Origin of the sequence: Kutzneria buriramensis (genome assembly GCF_003387475.1) — a bacterium.
Classification (GTDB): Bacteria; Actinomycetota; Actinomycetes; order Mycobacteriales; family Pseudonocardiaceae; genus Kutzneria; species Kutzneria buriramensis.
The window spans coordinates 135803-161237 of record NZ_QUNO01000023.1; the positions used below are offsets into that span (position 1 = coordinate 135803).

Here is a 25435-nt window from a genome sequence, read left to right on the forward strand (position 1 = left end):
TCACCCGGCATGGGCGCGCCCGGAAGGTTCGGCAGCGGCATCGATGTGCGTGGCAGCCCAGCTGGCGAGCAGCGCCAGCGCGTCGCCCGAGGCGGTGTCCGGCTCGGCGGTGCACGCGGTCAGCGTGAGTCTTTCGCCGGTGCTGCCGGACAGGTCCATCGTGTCGAAGTCGAGGTCGAGGGCACCGACAACAGGATGGTGGAACGATTTGCGGCCGGTGCGGTGCGTCCGGACGTCGTGTGCTCCCCACCGAATGCGGAAGGCATTGCTGCGGGTGGCCAGCTCGCCGACGAGGTCGGCCAGCTCGCGGTTGTGCGGATCGCGGCCGGCTTCGGTGCGCAGCAGGGCGACCGTCGTGTCGGCCGTCGCGTTCCAGTCGGGATAGAAGTCCTCAGCGCTGGGGTCCAGGAAGTTGAACCGCGCGATGTTCGCCCGATGGGCCGGATTGTCGAAGACCGGCGCATAGAGTGCGCGGCCGAGCGGGTTGATGGCGAGGATGTCCAGGCGACCGTTGTGGACGAACGCGCCGGCGGTGGTCATCGAGTCGAGGATGCGCTGCACGCTCGGCCGCAGCGCGAACTTGGTCGGACGGCGTGGCGCGTGCGCGGGTTTCGCGGCACGGGCGAGGTTGAACAGATGGGCGCGCTCGGCATCGTTGAGCTGCAGGGCACGGGCAACCGCTTCCAACACATCGTCGGAGACACCGACGATGTGCCCTTTCTCCAGTCGTACGTACCAATCGGTGCTCACGCCGGCGAGAACCGCGACTTCCTCACGGCGCAGGCCTGGCACGCGGCGTCGCCCGCTCCCGGCCGGCAGGCCGGCCTGTTCGGGAGTGAGCTTGGCCCGCCTGGTGGCGAGGAATTCCCGAATCTGCGCTCGGTTGTCCACGTTTGTGATGGTACGCCGCTTTCTTGAGCCAAAGGGGGTTGTGTCTCTACCCCCGATAGACGCGGCCTCCCGCCCGGCGACGGCGACGGGTTTCCTTGGTGATGCCCAGGGCATCTGGGATCCGAATCGAAAGCAGTCCGCCGAGATCGGGCTGCATTCGCTCAGATAAGGGGAAACACGCATGCGGGGCACTGTCCTACACGCACCCGGTGACGTCCGTGTCGAGCACCGCGACGACCCGAGCGTCATCAATCCGACCGACGCGATCATCCGTGTCTCCGCGGCCTGCGTGTGCGGGTCCGAGTTGTGGTCGTACCGCGGCATCGATCCCGTCGCCGGCCCCACGCCGATGGGGCATGAATACTGCGGCATCGTCGAAGAGGTCGGCGCGGACGTGAGGACGATCCAACCGGGTCAGTTCGTCGTCGGCAGCTTCTTCGCCTCCGACAACACCTGCCCGCATTGCCGGGCTGGTTACCAGGCTTCCTGCCAGCACCGCGAATTCATCGGCGCGAACGGCGCCCAGGCCGAAGCACTGCGCGTCCCGCTCGCGGACGGCACCCTGGTCGCCACCCCCGAGGTGCCGGACGATGCCCTGCTTCCCAGCCTCCTGGCCGCCTCGGATGTCCTGGGCACCGCCTGGTTCGCCGCCGTCGCGGCCGGCGTCCGGCCCGGTGCCACCGTCGCGGTCGTCGGGGACGGCGCTGTCGGCTTGCTCGGCGTGCTCGCCGCCCACCACATGGGCGCGCGAAGGATCATCGCCATGAGCCGGCACGAGTCCCGGCAGAAGCTCGCTCGCGAGTTCGGCGCGACCGATATCGTCACCGAACGCGGCGACGACGGCGCCGCCCGCATCGCCGACCTCACCAACGGGATCGGCGCCGACGCCGTGCTGGAATGCGTCGGCACCGCCGAGTCCTTCAGCCAGGCGTTGCGCTCGACCCGACCGGGCGGCGGCATGGGCATCGTCGGCGCCCCGCATGGCGTCGCCATCGACGGGCGGGAACTGTTCGGCTCGCAGGTTCGCGTACAGGGCGGCCCCGCATCGGTCCGCCGGTTTCTGCCCGAGCTGATCGACCTGATCTGGCAGCGGCAGATCGATCCGGGCAAGGTGTTCGACCTCGACCTGCCGCTGCACCAGGCGGCTGAGGGTTTCGCCGCGATGGATCAGCGTCGTGCCGTCAAGGCGCTGCTCCGCCCCTGACCACGCTGTTCCGTGTGACCAGGACACCGGATGGTGCTGAGCGATCGCCGCCGTCCGGGCCGAACGCGACTGATTCCCGGTGCTGCGCCGACATCTCGCCGGCGCAGCACCGGTGCCTCACGCGAACCGCGACTACTGAACCAGCTTGCCGACCGCGTTGGCCTCCTCGACCTGGTTGGCCAGGTAGTTCCACGACAGGTTGATGAAGCCGCTGTCGCCCCAGCTGGTGCCCCACGAGTTCTGCACGCGGACGCCGTTGCTGTCGTAGCCGATGATGGTGATCTCGTGCCCGCCCATGTACTGGTCGCCCTGGGACGGGTAGTAGCTGTAGTCCGTCGCCTGCTGCTGGCTGATGTCCTCGAAGCTCCGGTACACCGGGATGGAGATGGCCACCGGCAGGCCGCTGGCGATGGCCTGCTCGACGCCGGCCTTGATGCCGTTGCCGGTGGAGATCGGCGTGTAGCCGGACAGCTTCCAGTTGGCGGCGTTGGCGCGCTCTCCTGCGTCGGGCTGGGTGGTGTAGTCGAAGTTGCCCTGCCAGTAGTCGGACATGGTGTCCACGCCCTGCGAGGTCAGGATGTCGAACGTGTCCGACGGCGTGCTGCCCTGGTCGTTGCCGCGGGCCAGCTGCGCGTAGGTGTACATCGGGGCCTGCGGGTGGCCGCTGATGCCCTGCTCGTTCTCCAGGATGCTCATCGCGGTGAAGTCGATCGCCCACGACACGCAGGAGCCGACCTGGCCCTGGTCGCCGGGGGAGACGGTGTACTGCTCGAGGGAGGCGCTGGCCGGAACACGCGGGGCGGCGTGCTCGGCGAGGGCCTCGCGGTGGGTGGCGCGGTGCTGGGAGAGGAGCGCGCCGTTGGCCCGGTGCAGGGGGTGGGCCGGGGCGGCGGTCGCGATCGGGGCGGCCATCGCGCCGACGGCGCCGGCGGCGACGAGCGCGATCGCGACACGGGAGAGCGTGTTGCTCATGGACTGTCCTTTTCAGATCAGGTGCAGGGAGATCTGGAAAGGCAAAAGTAAGAGTGAGCAACACTCGTGAAGTAGGTACTTTCGTCTGGTGGGGTTAACTGTTAAGCGTCTCGACGACGCCCAGTCCCAGGGCTACCGCCGCGGCCGCGCACAACAGAGGGACCGTCACCTGTCCGTCGCCGAAAAGTACCCCACCCTGCTGGCCGTTAAACGTTACCTGTGACCAGAGAATCAGTTCCGAGCCGGCGGTCACCGCCACGGCGAGCAACGGTCCGAACACGACGGGTGTCGACGAGCGCTTGACCAGCGACGGAAGCGCCGCGGCGGCAAGGCAGGCGAGCGCGGCGAACACGATTCCCGGCACGGAACTGCCCACGAAGGCCGAAACCAGGCACAGCGCGGCGGCGATGAAGGCGCGGTACGGCAGGAAGGACAGCGCGCAGCCCACGACCACGCCGATCACCATGTACGGCCAGGAAACGCCGCCGCCGAGCGGCAAACCGATGCCCAGCACGACAAAAGCGGTCGCCAGCTGCCACAGCAGGGAACGCCAGCCGAACAGGGAACCCAGCACCACAGCGGCCGCCGCGAACACAGAACCGGTCAGCCCCAGGGTCTCCTGCGGTGATCGACCGGTCAACGCCAACGGCAGCAGGGCCAGCAGCGAGGCGAGCGTGCCGACGATGACCACCCGGCGATCCACAGTGGACGCAGGGTGAGTGGAGGGGCGGGGAGTGGGGGTCGGGCGAGGAACAGGCGTGGGTGCCGTGGTGTCGGGCGTAGCGGGAGCGCTCGGCGGGAGTTCGTCTCGCGCGGCCGGTCTGCCCACCAAGGCCGCCAACAATCCGCCCACCGCGCCGGCGGCGAGGAACCAGTGCGCGCCGGGCATGTAACTGCCGGCGACGTAACCACCGACCGCGAGCCCGACCACCGGCGCGCATTCCCGCTCCTGCGCCCCGGCGAGCACGGCCAGTAGCGACACGAGCCGAGTGGCGGTGGCCACGACGACCAGTGCCAGCCGCAGGTCGGCCGGCGGGTTCAGGGACGCGACCAGCAGCACGACGTCCAGCGGCGCGGCGGCCAGCAGCAGGGTGGGCCACCGCGCGCCGAACGCGAGCCCGGCTCCGGTGGCGCCGACGACGGCGACCAGCACGAGCAGCGTGTCCAGCCAGGGCACGCCGGCCCCGAGCCGACCGCCGGCGTACACGACCAGTTCGCTCTGCTGCCCGCCGTCGGCGGCCACACCGCCGGTGGCCAGCACCAGAGCGACGATCGGGAGCAGGTTCCGCCACGTCACGGTGTGCACCGTAGGGGGTCGGACAAAAAAGTTCCCCCGTTACCTGAACCAGTCAGACATCGCCGTCGTGTTCTGGGGTGTCCAAGTCAACCGAAGGAGCAACCCTCCATGAACCGGACCCGCGTGATCGTGCTGGCTGCGGCCGCAGCCTTCGGGCTGGCGACCGTTGCCGCCTGTGGTGGCAACGGCGCTCAGACACCGGCGGCCGGCGGCGCGCCCGCCCAGCCCACCAGCCAGCAGACCGACCCGAACCAGGTGAAGCTGACCGCGACCACGGTCGGCCAGTTGGGGCAGGTCGTCACCGACGCCGCGGGCATGACCCTGTACCGGTTCGACGGCGACACGGCCAACCCGCCCACGTCCAACTGCAACGACGCGTGCGCGAAGGCCTGGCCGCCGGAGCTGGCCACCTCGAGCACGGCGACGCTGGACGGCGTCGACCAGTCGGTGGTGGGCGTGATCCTGCGCAAGGACGGCACGAAGCAGATCACCATCAACGGCTGGGCCGTCTACAAGTACGCCAAGGACACCGCGCCGGGTGACGCCAAGGGGCAGGGCGCGATGCAGAAGTGGTTCGCGGTGACGCCGCAGGGCAAGAAGGCCGCCGGCGCGGCGACCTCCGGGGGCACGAGCGGCGCGCCGGGCACCTCCAAGGCGGGCGCGGCCCCGACGACCAGCAGTCCCGACCTGGGCGCCGGCACCACCGGCTACTGACGAAAGTCACCTGAGATGCAGCTGCTCGCAGTCTCCTCGACCCCCGGCTGGTTCACCGGCCCGACCCGGGCTGTCGTGGGCCGGAACGATCTGATACCCAATACCGCGAATCGACCGCAGCAACGTGGAGGTACGCGGGTGGGGATCGCAGAACGCTGGTCGCGCAGGGGAGGGAGGCAAGCCGGCGACGAGGCGCTGATCCGATCCCTGTACGAGGAACACGGACGGAGTCTGCTCGCTTACGCGACGCGACTGACCGGCGACCGGGCCGCTGCCGAGGACGTCGTCCAGGAGACCCTGGTGCGGGCGTGGAAGCACGCCGACGACATGGTCAACAACAAGGGCTCGGTGCGGGGCTGGCTGCTGACGGTGGCCCGCAACATCGTCACCGACCGGGCGCGGGCCCGCGCGGTCCGGCCGACCGAGGTCGCCGAGACCCCGACCGCGCCGCCGATCCAGCGCGACCACGCGCAGTCGGTCGTCGACTCGATGGCGGTGCTGTCCGCGCTGAACACCCTTTCGGCCGAGCACAGAGACGTCCTGGTCGAGATCTACTACCGTGGTAAGTCGGTGACGGAGGCGGCCTCCACACTGGGCCTGCCGCCGGGCACCGTGAAATCCAGATCGCACTACGCGTTGAAAGCCCTGCGCACGGCGATGGCCGAGCAGCCGACGGAGGTGACCCGATGACCGCTCCCGAGCACGACAAGGCGCTCGTCGGCGCGTACGTTCTCGGCCTGCTCGAGCCCGAGGAGATCGCCAGCACCGAGGCGCACCTGGAGAGCTGCCCGGAGTGCCGCCGCGAGCTGGACGAGCTGCGGCTGCTGCACGACGAGCTCGGCGAGGTGCCGCCGGAGGCGTTCCTCGACGGCCCGCCGGAGGGCGGCGACCTGCTGTTGCAGCGCACGCTGCGCGAGGTCCGGACCATCTCGTCACGGCAGCGGGTGTGGGGCGGCTCGCTGGCCGCCGCCGGCCTGGTCGCCGTGGTGGCGTTGAGCGTCGGCGCCGGCGTGCTCGTCGGTCACCAGAGCGCCCCCACCGGCAGCGTCGCCGCGCCGACCGCGAGCCCGCTGCCGTCGGGGACCAAGCACGCGGCCACCGTCGACCCGCAGACCGGGGCGCGGCTGGCGGCGACGGTGATGCCGGCCAACGGCTGGATCAAGCTCCAGGTGCAGGCCAGCAACATCGCGCCGGGGCAGCGCTGCAAGCTGGTGGTCAACTCCAGGTCCGGCCAGCAGGAGCAGTTCGGCGGCTGGCTGGTGTCGAGCAACCCGGCGCAGGCCGACAAGGGCATCACCCTCGACGGCTCCGCGCTGATGTCCATCAACGACGTGGCGTCCGTGTCGGTGGTCAACGACCAGGGCAAGGTCCTGGTCAACGCCCCGGTGTAGCCGTTCGGGACGGGCCGTTCCCTACTCGGAGCGCGGGAACGGCCCGTTCGCGGCCTCCAGGCCGGCGCGGATGACCTTGCCGGTGGCGGTGCGGGGCAGGTGCGGCACGAGCACCACGTCCCGCGGCACCTTGTGCCGGGCCAGGCTGACCCGCACGAACTCGCGCAGCTCGGACGGGTCCAGCTCGGCGCCGGGGGTGGGCACGACGTAGGCCCGCAGCCGCTGCCCGAACTGGTGGTCGGGCACGCCGACGACGGCGGCGTCGCGCACCTGGTAGTGGGTCATGAGCAGGTGCTCGACCTCGCCGGGGAACACGTTCTCCCCGCCGGAGATGATCATGTCGTCCTCGCGGCCGTCGATGAACAGGCGGCCGGCGGAGTCGAAGTGCCCGAGGTCGCCGGTGTCGACGAGCCCGTCGATCTCGTCGCGGGCGCTGCGCCCGGCCGAGCGCAGCGAGCTGCCGACCAGGATGCGGCCGACCTTGCCGGCGCCGGTGATCTCGACGTTGTCGACGTCGTACAGCCGGACCGTGCAGTTGTGCGGGCTGTGCCCGACGGTGCCGGGCGCGGCGCGCAGGTCGGCGGGCGTGGCGACGGTGGCGACGGCGACCTCGGTGGTGCCGTAGAAGTTGTAGAGCACGTCGCCGAGCCGGTCCATGGTCAGCGTCGCCAGTGCCGGCGCGAGCGCGGAGCCGGAGCAGAACAGCACCTGGAGCTTGGCCAGGTCGTAGCCGGAGAGCTCGCGCTCGCCGAGTTCCATGATCCGCTGCAACATCGTCGGCACGACCACGAGCGTGCTGCACCCGTAGCGGTCGACGGCGGCCATGGTCTGCCGGGCGTCGAACCGCCGCCGCACCACCATGGTCGAGCCGAGCCCGAGCGCCAGCACCACGTGCAGGAAGCCGATGCCGTGGAAGATCGGCGCGGCGATGAAGGTGGACTCGCCGGCGCGCAACGGAATCCGGTCGAGGAAGTCGGCGGCGGCCAGCCCGGACCGGATCTTGCGCGGCGCGGCCTTGGGCGTGCCGGTGGTGCCGCTGGTCAGCAGGACCACTTTGGACACGTCCGGCGGCCGCCGCAGCCGGCCCTTGGGCGCGTCGGCGACGAGCTCGTCCAGCGTCGGCACGCCCGCGCCGGGCTCGTCCCGCCACGCCACGAACCGCCGCACCGCGGGGGCCAGCTCCGCCAGCTCCGCCCCGAACTCCTGGTCGTGCACGAGGACGTCGACGTGCTCGCGGCGGACCAGCGCGGCCACCTGCGGCGCGGCCAGGCCGGTGCCGAGCAGGATGGTGGTGGCGCCCAGCTTTCCGCAGGCCAGCATCGTCTCGATCGGGCCGCGGTGGTCCCGGCACAGCACGGCGACCACGCTCTTGGGGCCGATCTCCTTGGCCCGCAAGGACTTCGCCAGCGCGGTGGTCCGCCGCTCCAGCTCGCCGAAGGTGACCTCGCCGCGGTCGTCGACGATGCCGACGTCATCCGGACGCCGGCGGGCGGCGAGCTTGGCCGCGCCCACCACCGGCCCCCAGTGCCGCACGTCGGACAGCGCCTTCCGGCTGCGGAGCAGGTGCGCGGGGCTGATCATGCCGGCCCGGGCCAGCACCGCAGCGTCGTGGAGGCCGCTCATATGAAACTGCAACGCGATCGGCGACGATACGGTTCAGCCGAACAGCGGTCGCGAAAGAAATTCCATTCTGCTACACTGAATAAAAGGTGCTCTAGCATTCTGTCGTGTGTTACGAACCCCATGCCGCGCCTCCCCTCTCCGAACTCTCGGGAAATCCCGTGACCGTCTCGCGCGAGCCGCTGCGCTCCGCGGACGGCGCGGCGGTCCGGGCCTTCCACGTGGTCCCGGCCGAGCGTAGCGGCCCCGCGGTGCTGCTGCTGCCCGACAATCTGGGCCTGCGGGAGTTCTACGAACAGCTGGCGACCAGGCTCGCCGAACGCGGCCACCCGTCCATCGTCATCGATTACTTCGCGCGGTCGGACGCCGACGCTCCGCTCATGCGGCGTCTCGCGGAATTGCGCCGCGACACGCTCTTCGCCGATTTCGAGGCGGCCATCGCCCGGCTCGGCGACAATGTGGTGTCCCTCGGATTCTGCCTCGGCGGCCGATTCGCATTCCAGACGGCCGCGGCCCGATTCGGCCTGTCCGGGGCGATCGGCTTCTACGGCGCCGTGCAGCCGATCCGGGACGCGCCCGGCCCGACCCAGTTGGCACACACCTTCACCGCGCCGATCCTGGCGATCTTCGGCGGCGCCGACGAGGGCATTCCGCCGGAACTCGTGGACGGCTTCGACCGGGCCCTGGCGGACGCCGGGGTGGAGCACGAGATCGTGACCTACCCCGGCGCGCCGCACGGCTTCTTCGACGCCAGCATCGACGGATTCGAGGAGGAATCGGCGGATGCGTGGCGAAGGGTGGCGAGATTCCTAGACGAACACGCTCAGCAGGGCCGCCATGCCGAAGCCGACCACTGACAGCACCGTTTCCAACACCGTCCAGCTGGCCAGGGTTTCCTTGACGGGGATGCCGAAGTACCGCGACACGATCCAGAACCCGCCGTCGTTGACGTGCGAGGCGATGATCGAGCCGGCGGCGATGGACATGGCGATCAACGCGGTGTGCGGCTGCGAGTAGTGCAGGTCCGGCAGCAGCGGCGCGATGATGCCGCCGGTGGTCACGATCGCGACCGTCGCCGAGCCCTGGGCCAGCCGCAGGCCGCAGCTGATCACGTACACGAGCACGATCACCGGCAGGCCGGCGGCGCGCAGCGAGCCGGACAGCGCGGTGCCGATGCCGGTGGCGGCGAGCACGGCCCCGAAGAAGCCGCCGGCGCCGACCACCAACAGGATCATCGCCACCGGCCGCAGCGACGCGGCCGACAGTTGGCCGGCCTGCTGCTTGCTCATGCCGCGCCGGTAGCCGAGCAGCCAGAACGCCAGCAGCACGGCGATGGTCAGGGCGATGCCGGGCGTGCCGAGGAAGGCGAAGACGTTCAGCGCCACCGAGTCCTTGGGCAGCAGGATGCTGCCGAAGGTGCCGCACAGGATCAGCACCAGCGGGATGCCGATGATCGTGCCGACCAGGGCGAGCGACGGCGGCTTGCGCTCGCCTGCGCCGCTCTCCTCGGCCGCCTTCTGCGCGGCGGCCAGCATCTCCTCGGGCACCGGCAGGTTGATGCGCTTGCCGATCCAGGTGGAGTACAGGATGCCGCCGACGAACCAGGCGGGCAGGCCGCAGGCCAGGCCCATCAGGATCATCCAGCCGAGGTCGATGTGCAGCAGGCCGGCGATGGCCACCGGGCCGGGGTGCGGCGGCAGGAACGCGTGCGTGATGGACAGGCCGGCCAGCAGCGGCAGGGCGTACAGCACGATGGACTTGCCGCCGCGCTTGGCCGCCACGTACACCAGCGGTGCCAGCACGAAGATGCCGATGTCGAAGAACACCGGGATGCCGAAGATGAGACCGGACAGGCCCATCGCCAGCGGCGCCCGCTTCTCGCCGAACGCCCGCAGCAGGCCGGCGGTGAGCACCTGCGCGCCGCCGGAGGCCTCCAGGATGGAGCCGAGCAGCGTGCCCAGGCCGATGATCAGCGAGATGTGCCCGAGAATGCCGCCGAATCCGGTCTCCAGCAGGGATTTCGAGCTGGACTGGGCGGATCCGACGATGGTGGACACCGGCAGCCCGGCGCCCAGCGCCACCAGCAGGCCGGCGACCACGAGCGCGATGAACGGCTCGGTCTTGAACCGGATGATCAACAACAGCAGCACGGCGATGCCGACGGCGGCGAGCAGCAGCAGCCCGCCCGTCGAATGTTGCAGCCAGTTCATCGGTTTCCTCTCCGCAGGGAACCCCCGGGCGCGGCGCCGGTGGGCCGGTCGTCGTCGATCACGGGCACCCCGTTGACCAGCACGTACGGCAGGCCCAGGGCGCGCTGCCGCGGCTCGTCGAAGGTGGCCGTGTCGGCGACTGTCTCGGGGTCGAACAGCACGAGGTCGGCCGCGTACCCCTCGCGGACCAGGCCCCGGTCGGTCAACCCCAGGCGGCGCGCCGGACGTCCGGTCAGGTGCGCCACACACTCCTCCAACCCCAGTACCCCCAGCTCACGCACGTAATGCCCGAGGTAGCGCGGGAAGGTGCCCCACGCCCTCGGATGCGGCCGGTCGCCCACCAGCAGGCCGTCGCTGCCGCCGGTGTGCGTGCGGTGCCGCATGATCGCGCGCACGTTGTCCTCGTGCCCCACGTGCATCAGGCACGAGGTGCCCAGCCGCTCGTCGACCAGCACGTCGAAGTACAGCTCGGCGGGCCGAACCCCTTGTGCCGCAGCGGATTCCGCCACCGACCGGCCGACGAGGCCGGCGTTGTGCTCCCGCCGCACGCCGTTGATCTCGATCGACCGCCAGTCGACCGGCACGCCGTGGTTGCCGTCCGAGCCGGTCTCCTCCATCTCGGCCCGGATCCGCTCCCGGGTGTCCACATCGGACAATCGTGCCACGGCGGCGTCCGGCCCGCCCGCGCTCACCCAGCTCGGCAGCAGCGCCGACAGGTAGGTCGCGCCCGGCAGGTACGGATACGTGTCCAGGGTGATGTCCGCGCCGGCCTCGATCGCCTCGTCCAGCAGCGTCAGCAGATCCCCGGCCCGCCCCTCGTTGACCGGGAAGTTCATGGTGGCGTGGGCCAGGTGCAGCGGGCAGCCGGAGCGCCGCGACACGTCGACCATCTCCGCGTACGCCTCCAGCGCGCCGGCGCCGTAGCTGCGGTGGTGTGGGCTGTAGTAGCCGCCGCGCGCGCCGACGACCCGGCACAGCTCGACCAGTTCCGACGTGTCGGCATACATTCCGGGGGTATACGTCAACCCCGACGACAGCCCGAACGCACCCTCCGACAACGCGGTGTCCAGAGTGGACTTCATGGCGTCCATCTCGGACTCCGTCGCCGGCCGGTCGTCCCAGCCCACGTGCAGCATTCGCACGGTTCCCTGCGGCACCAGGTAGGCCGCGTTCACGGCGATGCCCTGGTCGAGCCGGTCCAGGTACTCGCCGACAGAGCGCCAGTTCCAGTCGAATCCCGGCGGGTCGTCGTTCCAGCCGGCCAGCTGCCCGCGCAGCGTGGCCAGCACCTCGTCGTCGACCGGTGCGTAGGAAAGTCCGTCCTGGCCCAGAACCTCGCACGTCACACCCTGTGACACCTTGGCGAGGTGGTCGGGCCTGGCCAGCACCTGGAGGTCCGAGTGCGAGTGCATGTCGATGAACCCGGGGCACAGCACCAGGCCGGCGGCGTCGATCATCCGCCCGCCGGTCAGACCGCTGCCGATTTGGGCGATTCGGCCTTGTGTGACACCGACATCCGCGACCCGCCCCGGTGAGCCGGTCCCGTCGACGACGGTCGCCCCACGGAACACGATGTCCATCAGAAGAACGTCCTGACCAGGTCGACGACCCGCGTGCCGTCGACCACCGGCAGCAGCTGCCACTTGTCGAACACCGTGCACGGGTGCGAGAGCCCGCTCCGGACCCACTCGCCGACCTCGACCTGCTGCGCACCGAGCCGCAGGTACGCGTGCTGGTCGTTCAACGCGCTCACCGACGCCCCGCGAAGGTCCTCAATGGACCCGTCGAGGTGGCGAACCTGTTGCGGCTCCGGCAGTTCTTGGTCGTACGACACGTCTCGCCTACCCATGGTGAGCAGCGCCAGGCCCTCCTCGGGGTGCGAGGTCACCTGCGACCATGCGTGCATCGCCGGTTGGAACGGCTCGCCGCCGGGCAGCCGGTGCTTGCGGGAGAACGGCGACATCCGCCGGTACAGGCCGTCGTCGTGGATCAGGTACGAGCCGCTGCGCAGCACGCCCAGTACCGGCAGCCCGTCCGGCCACGGCCCGGCGAGCCCCTCGGCGACCTGGTCGAAGTAGGCGCTGCCGCCCGCGGTGGCGATCACCTGGGCCACGCCGTCGAAATGCCCGTCGCCGGCCAGTCGCGTGATCAGCTCGCGCAGCCGGGACATGTACGTGTCGATCTTGGCGAGTTCCTCGTCCTCGGTGCCGTGCGCCAGCGCGCCCTCGTAGCCGCCGGCCCCGACCAGCCGCAGCACCGGACTCTTGCGCACCGCCTCGGCGATCTCGACGGCGTCCTCCAGCGACCGCACGCCGGTCCGCCCGTCCGGCCCGCCGAGTTCGAGGATGACGTCCACAGTGCCTTCTCGGCGCGTCCCGCGCCGGGCGATGCCGCTCTGATCCGGTGTCTTCCCTTGGCTGATTTCGACCGCTGGACTGATGCGGTCGAAATCAGCCCGCGGTCCAGACACCGGCGCGGCACCGCGCTCCAGCGCCTCGGTCATGCGCGCGACGCCGTCCACGGAATCCACCCAGCAGGTGAACTCGAACGAGGGATCCGTGGCCAGCTCGTTGGACAGCCAGCGCAGCGCGAACGGGTCCACCAGCTCGTTGGCCATCAGGATCCGGGACACGCCGAACGCCCTGTACACCCGCAGCTGGCTGATGTTCGCCGTGGTCAGGCCCCAAGCGCCGGCCTCGAACTGCCGTTGGAACAGCTGCGGCGCCATGGTGGTCTTGCCGTGCGGGGCCAGCGCCAGCCCGACCGAGGCGCACCAGTCGGACATCACGCGGATGTTGTGCGCCAGCGCCGGCTCGTCCAGCACCACCAGCGGGCCGACGAAGCCGCCCTCGAACAGGTCGAGCCCGGACGCGCTCAGGTCGCCGACCGTCGAGCCGTACGCCCAGGCCGGCATGCCCTTGAACCGCCAGTCGATCGTCTCGGCCCGCAGCGCGGCGACCGCTTCCCGGTTGATCGAGCTCACTGCTGCACCCCGCTCCCCGGCGTTGCAAATTATGCAACGGTAGTTGCGCAATGTGATTCCGTGGTGTGTAGCATTCCGGACAGCCGCCGTCAACGAACCAGCAACTCCGGGAAGGGGTGCCGATGGAGCGCCAAGAGGTCGTCTGCCTCGGTGAGTCCATGGCGTTGTTCGTGCCGGCGCAGGCGGGTCCGGTGCACGAGGCGCGCGCGTGGACGCTCAGCGTCGGCGGCGCTGAGTCCAACGTGGCCAGTCACCTCGCGCGCTACGGCTTCCACGCCCGCTGGGTGAGCGCGCTGGGCGACGACGCGCTGGGTCTGGCGGTGCGCGACCGCATCGCCGGCGTCGGCGTGGACGTCTCCGACGTGCGGACCGACCCGGAGCGGCCGACCGGCCTGTACGTCAAGGAGGTCAGCGCCGACGGCAGCCCCGTCCGGTACTACCGCCGCGGCTCGGCGGCGTCCGGGATGGGCCCCGAGTTACTGGCGTCCCTCGACACCTCGAAGACCGCACTGGTGCACATCAGCGGCATCACCGCCGCCCTGTCGCCGAGCTGTCTCGACCTGCTGTGGGCCGTGCTGGCGCTGCCGATCCGGGTCTCCTTCGACGTCAACTGGCGCCCCAAGCTGTGGACCGACCTGGACAAGGGCGTGCTGCGGGAGCTCGCCGACGCCGCCGACATCGTGTTCGTCGGGGACGACGAGGCGCAGGCCGTCTGGGGCGTCGAGGACCCGGCGGAGATCCGGGCCCTGCTGCCGAGGCCGGCGGAGATCGTGGTCAAGCACGGCCCCCGCGGCGCCACCCTGCTCACCGGCGAGCAGCCGGTCTTCGAGTCCGCGCTCAAGGTCGACGTCGTCGAACCGGTCGGCGCCGGCGACGCCTTCGCCGCCGGCTTCCTGGCCGCCGACCTGAACGGCGAGTCGGTGCTGCGGCGGCTGCGGCGCGGCCACCTGACCGCCGCCGGCGTGCTGCTCACCGCCGAGGACCTGGGCGAGCCGCTGCCCGAGGACGTCGTCGCCAAGCTGCTCGACGCCGACGAGGCCACCTGGACCGGGACCTACGTGACAGGTAGGGGAGTGATCCTCCCGTGAGCGAGCTTGCGAGCGAACCATCGAGCACTGTGTCCTTGGCCGCAGACGCTCCGAGCGCTAGCGAGGAGGGTCTGTGAGTCAGAGCCTCGACCGCGGGCTGACGCTGCTGCGCGCGATGTCCGACGGCCGCAAGACCCTCGACGAACTCGCCGCCGTTGTCGACGTGCACAAGTCGACCGTGCTGCGACTGCTGCGAACCCTGGAGGAGCACCGGTTCGTGCAGCGCGAGGGCGTGCGGCACTACCGGCTCGGCACGGCCCTGTTCGACCTGGCGAACAAGGCCCTCGACGATCTCGACGTGCGGCGGGCCGCCGAGAACGCGCTGCGCGAGCTCAACCTGGAGACCGGCCACACCGTGCACCTCGCCAGCTACGAGGACGGCGAGGTCGTCTATATCGACAAGTACGACAGCACCCATCCCGTGCGGATGTACTCCCGGATCGGCCGCCGCGCGCCGCTGCACTGCACCGCCGTGGCCAAGGTGCTGCTGGCCGAGCGCCCCGAGGCGAGGGAGATCGCCGCGCGCATGGAGTACCCGCGGCTCACCGCCAACACCATCACTACCCCCGAGGGGTATCTCGCGGAGCTGGCGCTGGTGCGGCAGCGGGGTTTCGCCGTCGACAACTCCGAGCACGAGGACTTCATCCACTGCATCGCCGCGCCCATCCGGGGGCAGCGCGGCGAGGTGATCGCGGCGGTGTCGCTGTCCGTGCCCAAGGTTTTCCTCGACTACGACGGGCTGATCGCCCTCGTGCCGCGGTTGCAGGCGACCGCGGCCGCCGCCTCGACCGAGTGCGGCTGGACTGGTGACGAAAGGATGGCCGGTGGCCAAGGTTGAGATCAGGACGTCCGAGGCGCCCACCCCGGTGGCCAAGTTCTCGCAGGGCGTCCGCAAGGGCAACGTGCTTCAGGTCGCCGGGCAGGTCGCGTTCGACGCCGACAGCAACATCGTCGGCACGACCGTAGCGGAGCAGACCCGCCAGGCGCTGACCAACGTCAACGCCGTGCTGGCCGCCGCCGGCGCGAGCCTGGACGACGTGATCATGCTGCGGGTGTACCTCACCGACACCGCGCACTTCGGCGAGATGAACGAGGCTTACGGCGAGTTCATGAAGGAGCCGTACCCGGCCCGCACCACCGTCTACGTCGGCCTGCCGGCCGGCCTGCTGGTGGAGATCGACGCGCTGGCCGTCCTGGACTGAGGCTGCTGCGGCAACCGGGTCACGCCAGCTCGACCGTGACCCGGTTGTCGCGCAACAACCCCGCCCACTCGTCGAATCCTTTCGGATCGCGCAGCGTCAGAAAGCGGCGCGCCACTGCGGAGTCGTGCCAGATCAGCGTGAACGGCGTCTGCGCGCCGAAGTTGCCGCCGAGGCAGTCGCGGACCCCGTTCCAGCACCGTCCGAAATACCCGCCGGGCCCGTTGATCGCCTCGCCCAGCGCGCAGTGGAAGCCCGGTTCGTCGGTCACGTACCGACCGTCGAGGTGATAGGTCCGGCCGGGCTCGCGGTCGTGGCCCGGCTGCCGCATCTGGCAAGCCGCAGCCACCCACTCCGTTCTGGTCGCCGTGTCGAGCGGCGCCCACAGGTTCGTGGTGTCGGGTCCGCCCGCGAACCACATGTCCCAGACGGGTATCGCGGCGCGCGGCGGCCGGTCGGACCAGAACGCGCGTTCGCCGACCGTGAGGTCGACCAGGCCGTCGCCGAGCGTGGACGGTTCCACCTCGGCGATCCGGAGGTGGAAGAACCAGCCGTTGCGGCCCAGCGGCGCGAGGAACATGCCGCCGACGTCGCCGGGCGCGATCGACTCCAGCGGGTTGCGCGGCTCGCAGCCGAGCAGCCGCAGCGGCGGCAGCGCCGGTTCCGGACGGTCCCGATCCAGCCCCGCCAGTTCCCGGCAGGTACCCAGCGGTCCGTGCCGGCCGTCCAGGCGGTAACCGGACGGACTGTCCGGATCGCCCTCGGGGTCCAGCACGCCCTCGACGACAACCGGATCGGCGCCGATCACCAGGACGTCGTTCAGCAGCCAGCGCAGCGGCCAGTCGCCGGTGTAGCCGGCGATGTGGTCCATCATCGTCGGCCGGCCGTCGGCCAGGGCCGCCGCCAGCTCACCCACCGGCTCGCAGTCCACCAGCGTGAACCGTTCCCGGAGCGGCGGTTCCGGGTCCACGAACAGTCCCTCGACGTCGGCGCACTGCCCCCACACCACGTCGTCCTCGTCGATCAGCTGCCAGCGCACGGTGGTTCCCCCGTTGTCGATCTCGGGCACAGCTTCGTGAGATCGACCGGGCCGCCCCCGTCGTTACGCGATCCCCAGCAGGTCCACTCCGGTCACCGGCTGCGCGTGGCTGTCCGCGGGGGACAGCAGGATGCAGGTCACGCACGGCATGCCCCGTGGCTTGTCCAGCAGCTCGGCCTGGCCGGGCGCGATCGTCTGGCCGCAGTAGGCGTGCAGCATCTTGGGCATGGAGCCGGCCAAGGGCACCGGGAACAGGTGGCAGCACCGTTCCCGCTCGCCCCGCGCGAACTCCGGGCGCAGGCGCGCCATGAAGATCTCGGGCATCGCGTTCCCTTCCCTGGCGGCGGACTCGGAAGCGGCGTTACCGTCTACATTGTAGGCGGTAAGCGCTTTCCAGCAAGGCTTTCGGCGAATCTTGGCCGTACCGTCACCGATGAACTCCCGCCGGGATCCAGCCGTAAGGCCTTGTGTCGGGATCACCGGGAGGGCGCGTGCACGATTCCAGGGACACCGAGTCGGCCACCTTCGGGGCACTGGCCGACCCGAGCCGGCGGGCGGTGCTGCGGCTGCTGTCCGAACACAGCGAGTTGACGGCGTCCGAGATCGCCGCGGCGTTCCACCACATCGGCCGCACCGCCGTGTCCACGCACCTGCGCATCCTCCGTCAGGCCGGCCTGGTGCAGGAACGCCGCCAGGGGCGGTTCCGGCTGTACTCCCTGCGCACCCGTCCCGTGCAGGAGGCGGCGGACGTGCTGGCCCGGTTGGTGCACACGCACCGTCACCAACCACACCATCGAGTGGAGCAACGGATCCGGCTGACCGGCGGATGATCAACGCCGGTACGCTCGCGCGACCTGGCCCGCTTCCCGGGGAGCCCGCATGGCCGACGTCCTGTTCACCGCCGAGGTGACAGTGCCCGCCGCCCGGGAGAACGCCTACGCCATGTTCGGCGGCGGCCGCTGGGCCGACTGGACCTTCGACGCCCGCACCGACGACCTGCGCGTCGGCGACGCCGTCCGGGTCGCCTTCCCCATCGGCGGCATGCCGCTCGCCGGCCTCGCCCGCGTCCACCGCGTGCTGCCCGGCCAGCGGATCGTGCTCCGGCACGAGAGCCCGTGGCGCGGGCGGGTGATCATCGACTTCGAGCCGGACGGCGCCGGCACCCGCGTCCGCCTCGTGACGTCCGTCGAGGACGGCAGCATCGCGCCGCTGGCCCGGCTGCTCGGCGGCGACCTGGCCGACGACCCCGACGAGGACGTCGTCCGGATCGGGCTGCTCACCAGCTACAGCGGCAGCGCCGGCGTCTTCGGGCCGGCGGTGGAGAACTGCGCGCGGCTGGCAGTGGACGAGATCAACGCCGACGACGGCGTGAACGGCGTGCCGCTGCGGCTGATCGTCGCCGACGACGCCACCACCCCGGCCACCGGCCTCGCCGAGCTCAAGCGCCTGCACCTGCGCCACCACGTCGACATGGTGATCGCCGTGCACACCTCGGCGACCCTGGACGCCGTCCGCCCGTACGCGCGGCGGGTCGGGCTGCCGTACTTCTACACGCCGGTCAACGAGGGCGGGAAGCCGGCGGCGAGGTTGTTCCGCTGGGGCGAGGTGCCGGGGGAGCAGCTGGGCCAGGCGGTGCCGGCGATGATGCGCGAGCACGGCGGCAAGGGCTGGTACGTGATCGGCAACGACTACGTCTGGCCGCGGGCGGTCGGTGCCTGCGCGCGCGGGACCGTCGAGGCACAGGGCGGCCGGCTGCTCGGTGAGCGCTACGTCCCGCTGAGCACCACCGACTTCGACGAGGTGCTGGAGTCGATCGAGGACACCGGCGCCGAACTGGTCGTCAACAGCCTGGTCGGCGGGGACGCCGCCGCGTTCGAACGCCAGCTGCACGCGGCCGGCCTGCGCCGGCAGGTCCGCAGCTTCGGGGCGCTGCTCGACGAGGCCACCCGGGACCACATCGGCGACGAGGCGGCCGAGGGCATGTGGTCGGTGCTCGGCTACTTCATGGACCTGCCGACGCCGGAGAACCAGGAATTCCTGAGCCGTTACCACGCCGCCTACGGGTCGTCCGCGCCGCCGGTCTCCAGCGTCACCGAGTCCGTCTACGAGGGCATCCACCTGTACGCCCGCGCCGGCCGCAAGGCCGGCACCATCGAGCCGACGTCGTTGGTCGGGGCGCTGTCGGGGGTCAGCTTCAGCGGCCCGCGCGGCGAGGTCACGGTGACCCCGACCGGCCGGCTGCGGCAGCCGCTGTACCTGGCCGAGGCCGTGGCCGGCGGCTTTCGGATCAAGGCCGAGCAGGGGCTTGCCGGGATCGACTGACACCCAGTTTGATCATCGGTATGAGCCGTTCGCGCCGGGAATGGGCCCAACCGTTCATCACCGCGGCGGTTGACGCCGTCCGCGCGGTCGACGTCGTGCCGGACGCCGCGGAGCCGTGGCAGCTGGGCCTGGTCGACGCCGCCTGCGCCATCCACGACGGCGCGCTGACGCCGTTGGAGCTGGTGGAGTCCTGCCTGGCGCGGATCGAGGCGGCGGAACCCGCCGTCGGTGCCTTCGTCTCCGTGTCGGAGGACGCCCGTTCGCAGGCGGCGTCCCTGACTGGCCGCCCGGTGCACGTTCTGCACGGCGTTCCCGTCGGCGTGAAGGACCTCATCGACATCGCCGGCACGGTGACCGCCGCCGGCACCACTGTCTTCACGGAGCCGGCGGCGGCCGACGCTCCGGTCGTGTCCGCCGTGAAAAGCGCCGGCGGCATCGTGCTGGGCAAGACCCACACCCACGAGATCGCCTTCGGCGTCTCCACGCCGCAATCGCGCAATCCCTGGGATCCGTCGAAGATGACCTCCGGCTCGTCCGGCGGTTCCGCCGCCGCGCTCGCCGCCGGCTTCGTTCCCGCCGCGCTCGGCACCGACACCGGCGGCTCGCTGCGGCTGCCGTCGTCGTTCTGCGGGACCACCGCCATCAAGCCCACCTTCGGCCTCGTGCCCATCGACGGCGTACGGCCGCTGTCGTGGTCGCACGACGTCGTCGGCCCGATGGCCCGGGACGCCCGCGACGCGTACCTGCTGCTCAAGGTGCTGAGCGGCAGCTCGATCGGCGACCCGCTGCTGACGCTCGGCCGCCTGCCGTCCGCCGCCGGGCTCCGCGTCGGCGTTCCCGACGACTCGTTCCTGGCCGCCGCCCGGCCGGAGGTGGTGTCCGCCATGGACGGCGTCGCCGACGTGCTCGCCGATCTCGGCGCCGGCATCGTGCCGGTGCGCCTGCCCGATCCCGGCGCCTTCGGCGCGGCGTCGTCGGTGATGATCTTCCGGGAGGCCGCCGAGATCTACCGCCCGCACGTCGACGGCGAGCCCTTCAGCCACGACGTCCAGGCGTTCCTGGAGGCCGGTCAGGACGCCGACGCCGCCGACTACGTGATGGCCCAACGGGTCCGGCGGCGGCTCATCCAGCAGGTCACCGAGGTGCTGGGCGCCGTCGACCTGCTGCTGATGCCGTCGTCACCGGTCCCCGACCTGCCGCACGGCACCGACTCGGTGGACGGCGTGCCGCTGATCCCCGTACTGACCCCGTTCATGTTCCCGGCCAGCCTCACCGGCCTGCCGGCCATCGCCTTCCCCGCCGGCGCCACCGACGCCGGCATGCCCATCGGCGCCCAGCTCGTCGGCCCCGCCCACGGCGAGGCCCTGCTGACCGGGGCGGCCGCCGCCTACCAGTCCGTGACCCCCTGGCACCTCCGCCGCCCACCGCTGTGAGCATCGCCATGCCCGACCGGTCAGCCGCAGAGATCGGTCCGTCCGGTCAGCACGTCGTGTGCGAGCTGGTGCAGGGGCAGGTCGTGCTCCTCGGAGACCGCCGTCAGCAGCCTCGACGCCTGGTCGATGCCGATGCGGAGCCGCCCGGCGACCATTCCCTTGGCCTGTTCGATCTCCGTGTTCCGGCGCACCTTGTCCCTGAGTCTCTCGGCGAACTCCACCGACAGGCTCGCGTCCTGGCGCAAGGTGACGGTCGTCAGGCCGATGTTGGCCAGTCCCTGCACCACGTGCCGGAGCCGCCGGTGCGCCGATGTGGTCTGGGCCTCGCAGAACAGCGTCAGCGCACCGATGGTCTCCCCTCGGGTGGACGTGCTGTAGGTGCGCAGCGGTATGGCCTCGATGGCGGTCACGCCGGAGTCGGTCATCGCGGCGGCCAGGTCGAGCCAGTCGTCCCGGACCGCGCACGCGTGGGTGAGCACCACCGACTGGCCGGCGTGGTAGCACTCCTGTGTCGGCCCGGATTTGGCCTGGAGGGCGAACAGCGCCGCGAACCGTTTGTCCTCGGGTGATCCGTCGACGGCCGGCACGCCGGCGCGGTCGTAGAGCAGAACCCCGGCCGCCGGGATGTCCAGCAGGTGGCGGGACAGGTCCGTGAGCAGGCGTGTGAAGTGACCGATGGATCGGGCGCGGGCCAGGGCCTCGGTGAACTGGGCCAGCCTTCGGGCGTGGACGTGGTCGCGGGTGTCGGATACCGCTGGCGGCATGACTGGGTCCTTCCATCCTGCTCCGTATCGCCCAGTATTTGTTTACCCTGGATGGCCCTACAGCGGCAGCCGAATGTAATGACCCGGACAGATGTCCACCCGTTTGGCGGGATGTGGCGAGCAGTGCGCTGACCCGAATAGCGCAGGGTGTTTGTACCTCAAATGAGGGAGATGGGCGTCACCTTTTCTGTGTGCGCACGGTGACCGGCTCGGCTGGTTGCCGCGGTCGACGCGGATGTCATTCGAGGATTTTCCGCGTTCCGCCTCGCGTGGAGGAATCGACGCGTGAACCGAGAATTACCGCCGTTCGGCTGGTAACCGCAGTTCGCGCATGCCTCTCGTGGTGCGAGCAGAGGGCGTGCGCTTCGATCACGCCCGATTCGACGTGGCGCCGCGCGATGAATGAAAGGCGCCGGAGTGGCTCAGTACACCGGGCCCGTGTACTTCTCGCCGGGACCCTGCCCCGGCTCGTCCGGCACGGCGGAGCCCTCGCGGAACGCGCGCTGCACCGCCTGGAGGCCGTCGCGCAGCGGGGCCGCGTGCGGGCCGAGGTACTCCGCGGACGCGGTGATCAGTCCGGCGAGCGCGGTGATCAGCCGGCGGGCCTCGTCCAGGTCGCGGTGCGGGCTGGACTCGGGCTCGGTGTCGGCCAGGCCGAGCCGCTCGGCGGCGGCCGAGAGCAGCATCACCGCCGCCCGGCTGATGATCTCCACGCTGGGCACGGCGGCCAGCTCCCGCACGTCGATTTCGGGCAGTTCCGTCACGTCTGCTACCCTTGCACGTGCGACCAGCCCCCGTATGTGCGGGGGCGGCAAGTGGAGCCCCGCTCCCACCCGAGCCGCCAGCAGGCAGCCGGGTCCGGTCCTCCAGCCCAGGCTGGAGCAGCTCGACGCGGCGCGCCGGGCGATCGGAAGGAAGCGGGCCCCGCATGTCACGGACATGTGGGGCCGTTGCTGTTCCTGGCGCACGAAGGCAAGTGAAGGACGTGCATGACAGCTCCCTCTAGTCGAGACCGTGGTGGCCCCACCTCCGCTCCCGAGGCCCGCATCAACGAGCGCATCCGGGTGCCCGAGGTCCGGCTCGTCGGACCGAACGGCGAACAGGTGGGCATCGTCCGCATCGAGGACGCGCTCCGGCTCGCCCAGGAAGCGGATCTGGACCTCGTCGAGGTCGCACCGCAGGCCCGCCCGCCGGTCTGCAAGCTCATGGACTACGGCAAGTACAAGTACGAGAGCGCGCAGAAGGCCCGCGAGTCGCGGCGCAACCAGCAGCTCACGGTGATCAAGGAGCAGAAGCTCCGGCCGAAGATCGACCCGCACGACTACGAGACGAAGAAGAACCACGTGGTTCGCTTCCTCGAGCACGGCCACAAGGTCAAGGTCACCATCATGTTCCGCGGCCGCGAGCAGTCCCGGCCGGAGCTCGGCTTCCGGCTGCTCCAGCGGCTCGCCGAGGACGTGAACGAGCTGGGCTTCGTCGAGTCCAGCGCCAAGCAGGACGGGCGCAACATGATCATGGTGTTGGCCCCGCACAAGAGCAGCAAGACCCGGCCTATCAAGGCCACCGCCCCGGAGACCGGCTCCGAGCAGGAGTGATACCCGGGAACCCCCGAGGTACGACGACGCACCGCCGCCCACTCCGGGCGGCGGTACGACAACGAGGACGACAATGCCCAAGAACAAGACGCACAGCGGCATCTCCAAGCGCGTGAAGGTGACCGGCAAGGGCAAGCTCATGCGGGAGGGCACCGGCAAGCGCCACCTGCTGGAGAAGAAGTCCAGCAAGCTGACCCGCCGCTACGCCGGCGCCAAGGAGGTCGCCAAGAGCGACGTCCCGCGCATGAAGAAGATGCTCGGCCTCTGACGCGAGCGCTGTAGCCCTACGAAGACCCCCGGGGTGCCCCGAACACCCCCTTGAGATTGACAGGATGAACCAGTGGCACGCGTCAAGCGGGCGGTCAACGCCCAGAAGAAGCGCCGCACGACCCTGGAGCTCGCCAGCGGCTACCGCGGCCAGCGCTCCCGGCTGTACCGCAAGGCGAAGGAGCAGGTGCTCCACTCGCTCAACTACGCCTACCGGGACCGTCGCGCCCGCAAGGGTGACTTCCGGCAGCTGTGGATCACGCGTATCAACGCGGCCGCGCGCCTGAACGGCATGACCTACAACCGCTTCATCCAGGGCCTCAAGGTCGCGGGTGTCGAGGTGGACCGCAAGATCCTGGCCGAGCTCGCGGTCAACGACGCTGACGCCTTCGCCGCGCTGGTCGAGCTGGCCCGCAAGAACGTGCCGGCCCAGACCCCGGTGAGCCAGGGCTGAGCAAGCCGTCGACGACGCGACCCGGGGCCGGGGTGTTCACCGAGCGCACTCCCCGGGTCGCCGCGGCCCGCCAGCTGACCCGGCGGGCCGGTCGCGACCGGGACCGCCGCTTCCTCGCCGAGGGGGCGCAGGCCGTCCGCGAGGCGCTGGCCTGGGCGGACGCCGGCCACGGCCGCGTGCACGAGCTGTTCGCCACGGCGATCGCCGCGCAGCGCAACGCCGAGCTGCTCGACCGGGCCGTCGACCAGGGCATTGCGGTGAGCGAGGTGACCGACAAGGCCGCCGACGGGTTGTCCGAGACCGTGTCACCGCAAGGCCTCGTCGCCGTCTGCGACCTCGTCGACCAGCCGCTCGCCGACGCCCTGAAGGCCGCTCCCTTGCTGGTCGCCGTCCTGGTCGGGGTCTCCGACCCGGGCAACGCCGGCACGGTGCTGCGGGTGGCCGACGCCGCCGGCGCGGACGCCGTGCTGCTGGCCGGCGACACCGTCGACCCGCACAACGGCAAGTGCGTGCGGGCCTCCACGGGCAGCCTGTTCCACCTGCCGGTGGCCCGCTCGCGTGACACGAACGCGGTCTTCGCGGCCTGTCGCGCCGCCGGACTGCGTCTCGTCGCGGCCGACGGCTATGCCGAGCAGAACCTGGACCAGGCCGAACGGGCCGGCGAGCTGACCGCGCCGACCGCGTGGGTGTTCGGCAGCGAGGCGCACGGCCTGCCCGACGACGTGCTGGCCGCGACCGACACCGCGCTGCGGGTGCCGATCCACGGACAGGCGGAAAGCCTTAACCTCGCCACCGCCGCGGCCATCTGTCTCTACACCTCGGCCCGGGTGCAGCGCTCCGCGTGAAATCGTTTCAGTCCGACCCTCTAGGATCGGTCTGTTCACCACCCGCATGAAGCCCCAGGAGTTGTCAGGCGACCATGTCCGGAGTCAACGATCCCTTCGACCCCAAGCAGGTCGCGGCACTCGCGCCGGAGACGCTGAAGGCCGCGGTCGAGCAGGCGCACGAGGCGTTCGCCGAGGCCGCCGACCTCGACCAGCTGGCCGCCGCGCGCCCCGCGCACCTGGGCGACCGGTCGCCGCTGCTGACCGCTCGGCGGGAGATCGGCGCGCTGCCGCCGGCCGCCCGGTCGGAGGCCGGCAAGCGGGTGAACGAGGCGCAGGCCGAGATCAAGGCCGCCTTCGACGCGCGCAAGGCCGAGCTGGAGGCGGCGCGGGCCGAGCAGGTGCTGGCCACCGAGAAGGTGGACGTCTCGCTGCCGTGGGACCGGATCGCCGCCGGCGCCCGGCACCCGCTGACCACGCTGTCCGAGCGCATCGGCGACGTGTTCGTGGGCATGGGCTACGAGATCGCCGAGGGTCCGGAGCTGGAGACCGAGTGGTTCAACTTCGACGCGTTGAACTTCGGCAAGGACCACCCGGCCCGCACCATGCAGGACACCTTCTACATCGCGCCGGAGAACTCCGGCCTGGTGCTGCGCACCCACACCTCCCCGGTGCAGATCCGGTCGCTGCTGGACCGTGAGCTCCCGGTGTACGTGGTGTGCCCCGGCCGCACGTACCGGACCGACGCGCTGGACGCCACCCACACCCCGGTGTTCCACCAGGTCGAAGGCCTGGTCGTGGACAAGGGCATCACCATGGCCCACCTCAAGGGCACGCTCGACGCGTTCGCCCGGGCCATGTTCGGCGCCGACTCCAAGACTCGCCTCCGGCCCTCCTTCTTCCCGTTCACCGAGCCGTCCGCCGAGGTGGACGTGTGGTTCCCGCAGAAGAAGGGCGGGGCCGGCTGGGTGGAGTGGGGCGGCTGCGGCATGGTCAACCCCAACGTGCTGCGCGCCACCGGCGTGGACCCGGAGGTGTACTCGGGCTTCGCGTTCGGCATGGGCCTCGAGCGCACCTTGCAGTTCCGCAACGGCATCCCCGACATGCGCGACATGGTCGAGGGCGATGTCCGCTTCACCTTGCCCTTCGGAACGGAGTTCTGAGTCCC

Annotated in this window: 27 protein-coding genes; 16 read left to right on the forward strand and 11 right to left on the reverse strand. The window is 70.9% G+C overall.

Going from position 1 to position 25435, the window contains the following annotated elements:
* Entirely contained in the window at positions 1–900 is a 900-nt protein-coding gene (locus BCF44_RS47065) for a helix-turn-helix transcriptional regulator (protein WP_170218141.1), read from the reverse strand.
* Positions 901–1072: 172 nt separating this feature from the next.
* Between BCF44_RS47065 and BCF44_RS47070 the strand changes: the two genes are divergently transcribed.
* A complete protein-coding gene (locus BCF44_RS47070; protein WP_116181075.1) occupies positions 1073–2095 on the forward strand; it encodes a zinc-dependent alcohol dehydrogenase family protein in 1023 nt (340 codons plus the stop codon).
* Positions 2096–2227: 132 nt separating this feature from the next.
* Here the strand turns inward: BCF44_RS47070 and BCF44_RS47075 are convergent, their stop codons facing one another.
* Together BCF44_RS47075 and BCF44_RS47080 are read right to left on the reverse strand one after the other, a co-directional pair.
* Entirely contained in the window at positions 2228–3067 is an 840-nt protein-coding gene (locus BCF44_RS47075; protein ID WP_116181076.1) for a C1 family peptidase, read from the reverse strand.
* Between the two features lie 94 nt (positions 3068–3161).
* Entirely contained in the window at positions 3162–4364 is a 1203-nt protein-coding gene (locus BCF44_RS47080) for a hypothetical protein (RefSeq protein ID WP_147328941.1), read from the reverse strand.
* Between the two features lie 108 nt (positions 4365–4472).
* Here BCF44_RS47080 and BCF44_RS47085 point away from each other — a divergent pair, with 108 nt between their 5' ends.
* The 3 genes from BCF44_RS47085 (at position 4473) to BCF44_RS47095 (ending at position 6469) form a co-directional block, all read left to right on the forward strand.
* Complete coding sequence (locus BCF44_RS47085) at positions 4473–5078, forward strand: hypothetical protein (RefSeq protein ID WP_116181078.1); 606 nt, start codon at positions 4473–4475, stop codon at positions 5076–5078.
* A gap of 144 nt (positions 5079–5222) precedes the next feature.
* Positions 5223–5768, forward strand: coding sequence for a sigma-70 family RNA polymerase sigma factor (locus tag BCF44_RS47090; RefSeq protein ID WP_379801290.1), 546 nt, complete (start codon positions 5223–5225; stop codon positions 5766–5768).
* Positions 5765–6469: an anti-sigma factor family protein gene (locus tag BCF44_RS47095; protein ID WP_116181080.1), complete on the forward strand. Its 705-nt coding sequence runs from the start codon at positions 5765–5767 to the stop codon at positions 6467–6469. Before BCF44_RS47090 ends, BCF44_RS47095 begins: the two co-directional genes overlap by 4 nt.
* Positions 6470–6490: 21 nt before the next feature.
* On the opposite strand, the gene BCF44_RS47100 is transcribed toward BCF44_RS47095, so the two are convergent.
* Positions 6491–8092, reverse strand: a complete 1602-nt coding sequence (locus BCF44_RS47100; RefSeq protein WP_116181081.1) for an AMP-binding protein — start codon at positions 8090–8092, stop codon at positions 6491–6493.
* Positions 8093–8250: 158 nt separating this feature from the next.
* Here BCF44_RS47100 and BCF44_RS47105 point away from each other — a divergent pair, with 158 nt between their 5' ends.
* The gene (locus BCF44_RS47105) at positions 8251–8946 is read left to right on the forward strand and encodes a dienelactone hydrolase family protein (protein WP_211353566.1); all 696 of its coding nucleotides are present in this window, start codon (positions 8251–8253) and stop codon (positions 8944–8946) included.
* Here the strand turns inward: BCF44_RS47105 and BCF44_RS47110 are convergent.
* Genes BCF44_RS47110 through BCF44_RS47120 form a run of 3 tightly spaced genes read right to left on the reverse strand, consistent with a single transcriptional unit; the run spans position 8899 to position 13282 of the window.
* Positions 8899–10299, reverse strand: coding sequence for a GntP family permease (locus BCF44_RS47110; protein ID WP_116181083.1), 1401 nt, complete (start codon positions 10297–10299; stop codon positions 8899–8901). The genes BCF44_RS47105 and BCF44_RS47110 overlap by 48 nt on opposite strands.
* Positions 10296–11879 (reverse strand): N-acyl-D-amino-acid deacylase family protein, encoded by a 1584-nt coding sequence (locus tag BCF44_RS47115; protein WP_116181084.1) that lies wholly within the window; start codon positions 11877–11879, stop codon positions 10296–10298. Before BCF44_RS47115 ends, BCF44_RS47110 begins: the two co-directional genes overlap by 4 nt.
* On the reverse strand, positions 11879–13282 hold the full coding sequence (locus BCF44_RS47120; RefSeq protein ID WP_379801272.1) for an amino acid deaminase: 1404 nt from the start codon (positions 13280–13282) through the stop codon (positions 11879–11881). The genes BCF44_RS47115 and BCF44_RS47120 overlap by 1 nt, the downstream gene beginning before the upstream one ends.
* A 122-nt stretch (positions 13283–13404) precedes the next feature.
* Between BCF44_RS47120 and BCF44_RS47125 the strand changes: the two genes are divergently transcribed.
* The 3 genes from BCF44_RS47125 to BCF44_RS47135 all read left to right on the forward strand — a co-directional run bounded on the left by BCF44_RS47125 (position 13405) and on the right by BCF44_RS47135 (position 15572).
* The gene (locus tag BCF44_RS47125) at positions 13405–14370 is read left to right on the forward strand and encodes a sugar kinase (protein ID WP_116181085.1); all 966 of its coding nucleotides are present in this window, start codon (positions 13405–13407) and stop codon (positions 14368–14370) included.
* Positions 14371–14443: 73 nt separating this feature from the next.
* The gene (locus tag BCF44_RS47130) at positions 14444–15208 is read left to right on the forward strand and encodes an IclR family transcriptional regulator (RefSeq protein WP_116181086.1); all 765 of its coding nucleotides are present in this window, start codon (positions 14444–14446) and stop codon (positions 15206–15208) included.
* The gene (locus BCF44_RS47135) at positions 15195–15572 is read left to right on the forward strand and encodes a RidA family protein (RefSeq protein WP_116181087.1); all 378 of its coding nucleotides are present in this window, start codon (positions 15195–15197) and stop codon (positions 15570–15572) included. The genes BCF44_RS47130 and BCF44_RS47135 overlap by 14 nt, the downstream gene beginning before the upstream one ends.
* 19 nt (positions 15573–15591) lie before the next feature.
* Here the strand turns inward: BCF44_RS47135 and BCF44_RS47140 are convergent, their stop codons facing one another.
* The gene (locus BCF44_RS47140; protein WP_246016225.1) at positions 15592–16638 is read right to left on the reverse strand and encodes a barstar family protein; all 1047 of its coding nucleotides are present in this window, start codon (positions 16636–16638) and stop codon (positions 15592–15594) included.
* Between the two features lie 33 nt (positions 16639–16671).
* Positions 16672–16932, reverse strand: coding sequence for a hypothetical protein (locus BCF44_RS47145; protein ID WP_116181088.1), 261 nt, complete (start codon positions 16930–16932; stop codon positions 16672–16674).
* 167 nt (positions 16933–17099) lie between these two features.
* Between BCF44_RS47145 and BCF44_RS47150 the strand changes: the two genes are divergently transcribed.
* Genes BCF44_RS47150 through BCF44_RS47160 form a run of 3 tightly spaced genes read left to right on the forward strand, consistent with a single transcriptional unit; the run spans position 17100 to position 20363 of the window.
* Complete coding sequence (locus tag BCF44_RS47150) at positions 17100–17438, forward strand: ArsR/SmtB family transcription factor (RefSeq protein ID WP_116181089.1); 339 nt, start codon at positions 17100–17102, stop codon at positions 17436–17438.
* A 49-nt stretch (positions 17439–17487) separates the two neighbouring features.
* On the forward strand, positions 17488–18930 hold the full coding sequence (locus BCF44_RS47155; protein WP_116181090.1) for an ABC transporter substrate-binding protein: 1443 nt from the start codon (positions 17488–17490) through the stop codon (positions 18928–18930).
* A gap of 20 nt (positions 18931–18950) precedes the next feature.
* Positions 18951–20363, forward strand: coding sequence for an amidase (locus BCF44_RS47160; RefSeq protein ID WP_116181091.1), 1413 nt, complete (start codon positions 18951–18953; stop codon positions 20361–20363).
* Positions 20364–20383: 20 nt separating this feature from the next.
* Here BCF44_RS47160 and BCF44_RS47165 read toward each other — a convergent pair whose 3' ends face one another.
* Both BCF44_RS47165 and BCF44_RS47170 read right to left on the reverse strand, forming a co-directional pair.
* The gene (locus tag BCF44_RS47165; RefSeq protein ID WP_116181092.1) at positions 20384–21127 is read right to left on the reverse strand and encodes an ANTAR domain-containing protein; all 744 of its coding nucleotides are present in this window, start codon (positions 21125–21127) and stop codon (positions 20384–20386) included.
* Between the two features lie 422 nt (positions 21128–21549).
* Positions 21550–21813 (reverse strand): DUF1844 domain-containing protein, encoded by a 264-nt coding sequence (locus BCF44_RS47170; RefSeq protein WP_484131193.1) that lies wholly within the window; start codon positions 21811–21813, stop codon positions 21550–21552.
* Between the two features lie 303 nt (positions 21814–22116).
* On the opposite strand from BCF44_RS47170, the gene infC reads away from it, so the two are divergent.
* The 5 genes from infC to pheS all read left to right on the forward strand — a co-directional run bounded on the left by infC (position 22117) and on the right by pheS (position 25430).
* Complete coding sequence (gene infC, locus BCF44_RS47175; protein WP_116181094.1) at positions 22117–22722, forward strand: translation initiation factor IF-3; 606 nt, start codon at positions 22117–22119, stop codon at positions 22720–22722.
* Positions 22723–22795: 73 nt separating this feature from the next.
* Positions 22796–22990 (forward strand): 50S ribosomal protein L35, encoded by a 195-nt coding sequence (rpmI, locus tag BCF44_RS47180; RefSeq protein ID WP_116181095.1) that lies wholly within the window; start codon positions 22796–22798, stop codon positions 22988–22990.
* A gap of 72 nt (positions 22991–23062) precedes the next feature.
* Positions 23063–23443 (forward strand): 50S ribosomal protein L20, encoded by a 381-nt coding sequence (gene rplT / locus BCF44_RS47185; RefSeq protein ID WP_116181096.1) that lies wholly within the window; start codon positions 23063–23065, stop codon positions 23441–23443.
* Between the two features lie 32 nt (positions 23444–23475).
* On the forward strand, positions 23476–24288 hold the full coding sequence (locus BCF44_RS47190) for a TrmH family RNA methyltransferase (protein ID WP_116181097.1): 813 nt from the start codon (positions 23476–23478) through the stop codon (positions 24286–24288).
* Positions 24289–24362: 74 nt separating this feature from the next.
* Positions 24363–25430 (forward strand): phenylalanine--tRNA ligase subunit alpha, encoded by a 1068-nt coding sequence (gene pheS / locus BCF44_RS47195; RefSeq protein WP_116181098.1) that lies wholly within the window; start codon positions 24363–24365, stop codon positions 25428–25430.
* Positions 25431–25435 lie beyond the last annotated feature (5 nt).